At 67.3% G+C, this 6,808-nt stretch carries 6 protein-coding genes; 4 read left to right on the top strand and 2 right to left on the bottom strand.

Translation table 11 applies throughout. The features are described 5' to 3' along the window. The first annotated feature begins 12 nt into the window (after positions 1-12). Together GXY47_10555 and GXY47_10550 are read left to right on the top strand one after the other, a co-directional pair. The gene (locus tag GXY47_10555; GenBank protein ID NLV31583.1) at positions 13-924 is read left to right on the top strand and encodes a prenyltransferase; all 912 of its coding nucleotides are present in this window, start codon (positions 13-15) and stop codon (positions 922-924) included. A 94-nt stretch (positions 925-1,018) separates the two neighbouring features. After that, a complete protein-coding gene (locus GXY47_10550) occupies positions 1,019-3,298 on the top strand; it encodes an APC family permease (protein ID NLV31582.1) in 2,280 nt (759 codons plus the stop codon). Between the two features lie 18 nt (positions 3,299-3,316). Here GXY47_10550 and GXY47_10545 read toward each other — a convergent pair whose 3' ends face one another. Further along, positions 3,317-5,059 carry a hypothetical protein gene (locus GXY47_10545; protein NLV31581.1) on the bottom strand — a complete coding sequence of 581 codons (1,743 nt, stop codon included), beginning with the start codon at positions 5,057-5,059 and terminating at the stop codon, positions 3,317-3,319. 209 nt (positions 5,060-5,268) lie between these two features. Between GXY47_10545 and GXY47_10540 the strand changes: the two genes are divergently transcribed. Beyond that, entirely contained in the window at positions 5,269-5,592 is a 324-nt protein-coding gene (locus GXY47_10540) for a hypothetical protein (GenBank protein ID NLV31580.1), read from the top strand. 11 nt (positions 5,593-5,603) lie between these two features. On the opposite strand, the gene GXY47_10535 is transcribed toward GXY47_10540, so the two are convergent. Then, complete coding sequence (locus GXY47_10535) at positions 5,604-5,777, bottom strand: hypothetical protein (protein NLV31579.1); 174 nt, start codon at positions 5,775-5,777, stop codon at positions 5,604-5,606. A gap of 213 nt (positions 5,778-5,990) precedes the next feature. Between GXY47_10535 and GXY47_10530 the strand changes: the two genes are divergently transcribed. Next, on the top strand, positions 5,991-6,808 hold an 818-nt coding region (locus GXY47_10530; GenBank protein ID NLV31578.1), incomplete at its 3' end, for a hypothetical protein.

Genomic DNA, 6,808 nt, shown 5'->3' with positions numbered 1-6,808 from the left:
GGAAACGGCACCATGGCAGCGGAAGAGAGCGGTAACGACCTCCGGTACATCATCGGCGTCATGCGCCCCAGGTTCCTTCTCCTGGCCGTCGCCTGCGTCTTTCTCGGGCTGGCGGCCGCCGTGTGGGCCGGGTATGGCGTCAACCCCTGGCACGCCCTCCTCTGCTTCGCCGGCGGGGTGCTGGCCCACGGGGGCGTCAACGCCTTCAACGAGTACGAGGACATCAAAAGCGGGCTCGATTTCCGGACCGAGCGCACCCCCTTCAGCGGGGGGAGCGGCACCCTGGTCCCCGTGCCTCACAAGCTTCCGATCGCGCTCTGGACGGGGATCGTGACGGCCGCCGTCTGCGTCGCCATCGGGGTGTACTTCTACCTCCTCTACGGGTGGCCGATCCTGGCCATCGGGGCGCTCGGCCTGTTCGTCATCGTGGTCTACACCCCCTGGCTGAACCGGGTCCCGCTCCTGTGCCTCGTAGCCCCCGGGCTCGGCTTCGGCACCCTTATGGTCAACGGCACCTACTTCGCCCTCACCGGCGCTTTCTCCTGGACGGCGCTGGCCGTGTCCTTCGTCCCCTTCTTCCTGGTGAGCAACCTGCTGCTGCTGAACCAGTTCCCCGACGTGGAGGCGGACCGGACCGTCGGGCGCAAGCACCTGCCGATCGCCATCGGCCGGAAGGCGAGCGCCCGCGTCTTCGCCCTCTTCGTCGCCGCCACCTACCTGACCATCCTCCTCGGGGTCGCCCTCCGCCTGATGCCGCCCTGGACCCTGATCAGCCTGGTTTCCCTCCTCTTCGCCCTCCCCGCCGCCCGGGGCGCCCTGGCCCACCCGGACAACCTCGCCAGGCTCGGCCCCTCCCTCGGGCAGAACGTGCTCGCGAACCTCGCGGCCCCTGTCCTGGTGGGGATCGGCTTGCTCCTCGGCTGAAGCCCGGCGCGTCAAATTCGACCTTTCCCCCGGCCGAAAGTGGTACAATCCTGCGTTCGCGCACCGGTCGAGGGGGAGGAGGTCCCCCGGCGCCATGAAGCAGGCCGACACCCGCACGCAGTCCCGCGTCATCGTGGCCACGACGGCCATGCTCTCTTTCATCAGCTTCTGGCGGGCGGCGGCCATCGTGCTCAACGACCTCGGTTCCTCGGCGTTTTACGTCGGGGGGATCGCCGAGCACGCGATCGGGAAATCGGCCCCCTGGTTCATCCTCGGGGTCATGCTCTTCTCCATCGCCGTCCGGAGCGTCTACATCGAAAGCTCCATTCTCTTCGTCCGCGGCGGCGCCTACCGGGTTGTGAAGGAGGCCATGGGGCCGACGGCGGCCAAGGCCACCGTGTCCGCGCTCATTTTCGACTTCCTCCTCACCGCGCCGATCAGCGGCGTCTCGGCCGGGCATTACCTGGTCGGCCTGATCAACGAGCTGGCCGCCTTCGCCGAGATCCCCCTGGCGCTGCCGCGCGACGCCGGGGCCGCACTCTTCGCCATCCTCGTCATCCTCTACTTCTGGCGCCTGAACCTGGTCGGGATCGAGGAGTCGAGCTCGAAGGCCCTCTCCATCATGAAGGTGGCGAGCGTCATGGTGGTGGCCCTCATCCTCTGGGGGGGATGGACCCTGCTGGTGCGGGGGGGGCAGCCCGCCCCGCTCCCCGACCTCGGGAAGATGGATTTCCACCCCGGGGCGCTCGGGTGGCTCGGCGGCACGGCGCTGCCGGCCATCCCGCTGGTGGCCCTCTTCATCGGGTTCGGGCACTCCATCCTGGCCCTGAGCGGCGAGGAGACCCTCGCGCAGGTATACCGGGAGATCGCCCACCCGAAGTTCGCGAACCTGAAGCGGGCGGCGCTGGCGATCTTCGTCTTCAGCCTGGTGCTCACCTCGCTGGTGTCCTTCCTCGGCATCGGGCTGATCCCCGACGCCGAGCGCGCGCACTACCACGACAACCTCATCGGCGGCATCGCCATGAACCTCGCCGGCCCCTTCGCGCTCCGGCTCTGCTTCCACGTCTTCGTCGTGATCGTCGGGGTGATGATGCTGGCCGGCGCCTGCAACACCGCCATCATCGGGTCCAACGGGGTGCTCAACCGGCTCAGCGAGGACGGGGTGCTGGTGGACTGGTTCCGGAAGGTGCACCGCGAGTACGGCACCACCTACCGTTTCCTGAACCTGATCGTGGGGCTGCAGATCCTGATCGTGATCGCGAGCCGGGGCGACGTCTTCATCCTGGGAGAGGCCTACGCTTTCGGAGTCATCTGGAGCTTCGCCATGAACGCCCTGGCGACCCTCATCCTGCGCTTCAAGCGTCCGGAGGCCCGGGAGTGGAAGGTCCCGCTCAATCTCCGCTTCCGCGGCCGGGAGATCCCCGTCGGCCTGGCGGCCGTCACCGCCATCCTCTTCGCGACCGCCCTGGCCAACCTGCTGACCAAGAAGGTGGCGACGGTGGCGGGCCTCCTCTTCACCGCCGCGATGTTCGCGGTTCTGGTGGTCTCGGAGCGGATCGCGACCGCGAGAAAACTGAGCGAGTCTAAGGACCTGGAAAAATTCCTGCTCGAAGACCGGACCGCTATCTCGCGGGAGGCCATCGACGTCCGCCCCGGCTGCATCGTCGTCGCCGTGCGCAACTACGAGACCCTCTACCCCCTGGAAAAGATCCTCCGGAAGGCCAACACCCGGCAGCAGGATATCGTGGTCCTGACCGGGAGGAGGATGCGCGGGGTGCGCCACGACCAGGGGGCCCTCACCCGCGACCAGATTTTTATGGAGTTCGAGCGGAAGCTGTTTTCGCGCGCCGTTGCCATGGCGGAAAGGGAAGGGAAGCGGATCCAGCTGTTGGTGGTCCCCGGCAACGATGTCACCGACATCATCATCCGTTCCGCGCTCCAGCTGAAGGCCTCGAAGGTGGTCGCCGGGGTCTCCAACCGGATGACGATCGAGGAGCAGGCGCGCCGCCTGGGGGAGGCTTGGGAGACGGCGGGGCCGCACAACCGCGGCCTGACGCTCGAACTGATCGACCGCGCGCTGAAATCCCGCTTCTTCGACATAGGCCCCCACCCCCCGCGCCTGTGGCCGGTGGACATCGGGCTGCTGCACGAGATGTGGCTCCGGCTCACGCGGGAGAAATTCGGGGCGGACCTGCATCACCGCGACATCGTGGGCGTCGCGCTCAAGCGCCTCGACCGGGACCTCGAAGACCCGGCCCGCAAGGAAGCGGTCATGCAGGAGCTCTTCGTGGAGCTGGTGAGCGACCAGCACCGCCGCGAGTTCGCCGGGCGCGCCGCCGTCAAAAAGGACCCGGCGCCCGATCCGAAAGCGTGACCGCCGGCGAACCCGGGCCTAGTGCCGGTGCGGTTTCGCGCCGGCTTCCAGGCAGGGGCCCAGGAAGAGGAGGAAAAGGTCCTTTTCCTTTTCCTCCTCGACGGCGCCCCGGAACCCCCGGACATCGGTCCGCACCACCTTCTCGAGCCCCGAGTACCCGGCCTCGAAGACGACGGCGGCCGGCGCGTCGGCCGGGTAAGCGGCGCCAAAGAACTCCGACAGCTGGTTCAGGTCCTTCCGTCCCAGGAAGACGCTCAGGGTCGCCCCGCTCCGCGCCGCCTCCCGGAAGAGGGACTGGTTCTCCAGGACCCCCTTCCCGTCGGCGAGGAGCATGGCGCCGCGGCACCCGGTGTGGCGCTCGAGCAGGGCGCTGGCCACGTTGAACGAGCTCAGCCCCGGCACGATCTCGTATTCGCCGGGGTCGAGGGTCTCGCGCAGGTATTCGGTGGCGCCCCAGACCGTGGGGTCCCCGTAGTCGAGGAGGGCGACCGTCTTCCCCCGCGCGATTTCGGCCCGGATGGTGTCGGCGATCCCGCGCCAGGTCTCCTGCATCTTCTCAAGGAGCTTTTCACCGGAAAGGTCCGCGTGCTTGCGCGCCAGCTTGGGGGGGAGGAACTCGTAGAAGTCGAGCAGGACGGGCTTGTCCCCCAGGTATTTCGCGAAGCGTTTCCTGATGTCGGGAGTGCAGATCAGGAGGTCTGCCCGGCCGATGGCGGTGAGGGCCTCCACGGTGACCAGATCGGTGTCCCCGCTCCCGATCCCGATGAGGGAGAGGTGCGGACGGCGCCGCAGGTCGATCGCCTCGATCTTCTCCAGCGCCTTGACGTCCCGGTCGCTCATGAGGTCGCCGGCGGGGATGAAGGCGAACCTCCCCCCCCAGTCGAGGAGCTTCCCGTCCTCGGTGTCGGCGATGAGGAGGTCGCGCCCGCCGGGCTGCAGGAAGATCTCCCCGTGGGAGAGGGCGGCGCGGTAGCCGTCGGGGGCGGAAAAGAGGAAGATGTCCGACAGGCGCGAGGCGACGCCCGCCTTTTCGAGGACGGAGTGCAGCGGCGCCCCGGCATAGTCATGGAAACCGTTGTAGCCGCTCCCCTCCCCCATGTGGGCGGAGCGCAGCTCGAGCCGCGGCAGCCCCGCGAGGGTGTCGATGACGGCCCCCCGCGCCCCGGCCCCGGTCACCGAAAAGGAGGGCGCGAACGGCTTCTCCATCTTTTTCGAGCCCACCCCGGGCCGGAGGTTGACGACCTCGATCGACACCACGTTTTCGATCGACCGGTCGGCGTAGTCGTCGGCCGCCGCCACCAGCTTGGGGAAGCCGATCTTCCGGTCGAATTGCTCCGCGTAGCGTTCGGTGGCGTCCGACTTGTGGCGCGGGCGGATCGGGACGGCGGAGGTGGCGATGATGACGTCGGCCGAATTTCGATAGAAGATCTCGCCCCAGGAGAAGGCGACCTCCAGCCCGTCGCGGCTGCGCACGACGACGGCGAGGTCGATCCCCTTGGCGAAGCCCGAATCCTCCTTTTCCACCAGCGCCGTCTCGAGCAGCGTCCGGAGCGGCACGCCGTCGAAATGCCACGACCCCCGGTAGGACCCGTCCCGCAGGATCTCGTTCTGCTGGACCCGTACGGCCCTGAATCCGGCCAGGGATTCGGTGGAAAGGTTCAGCGGCTGCTTCACCGAGCCCCCGACGGTGAAGGACGCGCCGAAGAGGCTCGCCCCCGAGAAGATGACCACGGCCGCCAGCATCCAGATCCTCATTTTCATACGTCCCGCCCTTCCAGTAAAACCCCGGCACGGCCGGGGCGTTTTCCGACTTAAGGCGACATTATGCGATTTCGGGGGCGCTTTTGGCAAATTTTTGCCGGAACGCGCTGGATCGGCGTTTGGGAAATCCCGGTCTCCCCGCCGGCGCACAATTCCGGAACCTTCCTCCCCGCGCGCCGTAACAGAAACCTGGCGAAAGGAAATCGGAAATGAAAAAATCATCGTGGGTGCGGATCCTGGCGGTTCCGGCGCTCTGCCTGCTCGCATTTCACGCCGGCGGCCGGGTCGAGGCGGCCCCGGACGAGGGAAGGGGGGCGGGTGTCCCCGCGGCGGACCTGGCCGACCGGGTGGCCCGCCTGGAGAAGCAGGTGGCCGACCTTCAGGCGCAGGTCAAAAAACTCTCCTCGGCCCCCCGGCTCCTGACCCTTCCGGGCAACGAGGCCTTCCCGGGAGGGAAGATCCCTCCGGGTGCACGGCGGCACGAAATCGACGGGATCCAGTACTGGACCATCCCCCTGGGCCAGGGCCGGTAAGGCCGGGCCCTTCAGCGCCTCCGGCGCCCGGCGACGAGTCCGGCGAGGAGCAGTACAAGGGCGCCCCCGAGCAGGTAACGGTTGTTCCCCTGCATGAGGAAGGACTGCGCGCGCCCGAGCGCATGCCCCACCGAATTCACGAGCGATTGAAGCAACCCGTATTCGACCAGCGTCTGGGCGATCATGGCGCCCTCCTGTAGCGGAAGATAACGACACCCCATTATACGCCGATCGGCACGCCCCGGCGGGGCGCGAATGCGGCTGGTCGCGGCGGCCCTGAAACTTCTTGCATAAAAAATACAATGTCGTGTATAAAGAACATCCGGATGCCGAGTGGCGGCAGGCGATGTCCCGGCCGGCAGGTCGGGGAACGATCCAATCTTTACGGGGGAGTGCAAATGAGACGGAGCGCGAAGTATTTCCTGCCGGTGCTGTTCCTGCTGGGGGCCGCCGTTGCCCACGCGGGCCAGGGGAAGTTTTACATCGTCGGAATGGGGACCTCGAAGGACCTGGTTACGGTGCGGGCCCTGGAGGTGATCGAAAGCGCCGATATCGTCCTGGTCGAGACCGAAGGGGAGAGGGCCTACTGGGGGGACTTCATCACGGGCAAGGAGGTCTGGTCCCGCCCGATCGCGCTGCGGGTCATGTACGGCGCCGACCCGGAGAAGATCGCCGATCCCAAAAAGCGCGCCAAGGCCGAAAAGGGGGTCCGGGCCAGGAAGGAGATCGTCGACCGGGTCACCGCGGCCGTCCGGGAGGGGAAGATCGTGGCCGACCTGCAGGGGGGCGACCCCATGGTCTATGGCCTCACCTTCATGCTCGAGCAGCTTCCGAAAGACATCCCCACCGAGGTGATCCCCGGCGTGGGCGCTTTCCAGGCGGCCAGCGCCGCCGTCAAGATGAGCCCCCCCTTCGGCTATGACACCAGCGCCGTGATCCTGACCATGGACGATTGGGAAGGCCGGGTGGACGTCAACGAAAAGCTCATGGCCGCCGGCAGCACCCTGGTCGTCTATACCATGCTTCTCGATTACGAGCGCCTGTTCGCGCAGCTGAGGAAGCACTATCCGGCCGACACCCCGGTGGCCGAGGTCGTCGACGCGGGCGACCGGGAGAACCAGAAGGTGATCCGCAGCACGGTGGGCCGGTTCCTCGACGAAATCGACTACAAAAACCTCCCCGATGAGCGGCACATCCTGCTCGTCGGCAAGTTCCT

The sequence above is a fragment of the Acidobacteriota bacterium genome (assembly GCA_012729555.1).
GTDB lineage: Bacteria > Acidobacteriota > UBA6911 > UBA6911 > UBA6911 > UBA6911.
Note: the sequence above shows the minus strand (reverse complement) of the source record. Positions and strands in the feature narration are given on the sequence as shown.

What these genes read in the sequence shown, in the direction of transcription:
- GXY47_10555 (NLV31583.1), top strand. Translation starts at nt 13, where the DNA reads ATGGCAGCGGAAGAGAGCGGTAACGACCTCCGGTACATCATCGGCGTC.
- GXY47_10550 (NLV31582.1), top strand. Translation starts at nt 1,019, where the DNA reads ATGAAGCAGGCCGACACCCGCACGCAGTCCCGCGTCATCGTGGCCACG.
- GXY47_10545 (NLV31581.1), bottom strand. Translation starts at nt 5,059, where the DNA reads ATGAAAATGAGGATCTGGATGCTGGCGGCCGTGGTCATCTTCTCGGGG.
- GXY47_10540 (NLV31580.1), top strand. Translation starts at nt 5,269, where the DNA reads ATGAAAAAATCATCGTGGGTGCGGATCCTGGCGGTTCCGGCGCTCTGC.
- GXY47_10535 (NLV31579.1), bottom strand. Translation starts at nt 5,777, where the DNA reads ATGATCGCCCAGACGCTGGTCGAATACGGGTTGCTTCAATCGCTCGTG.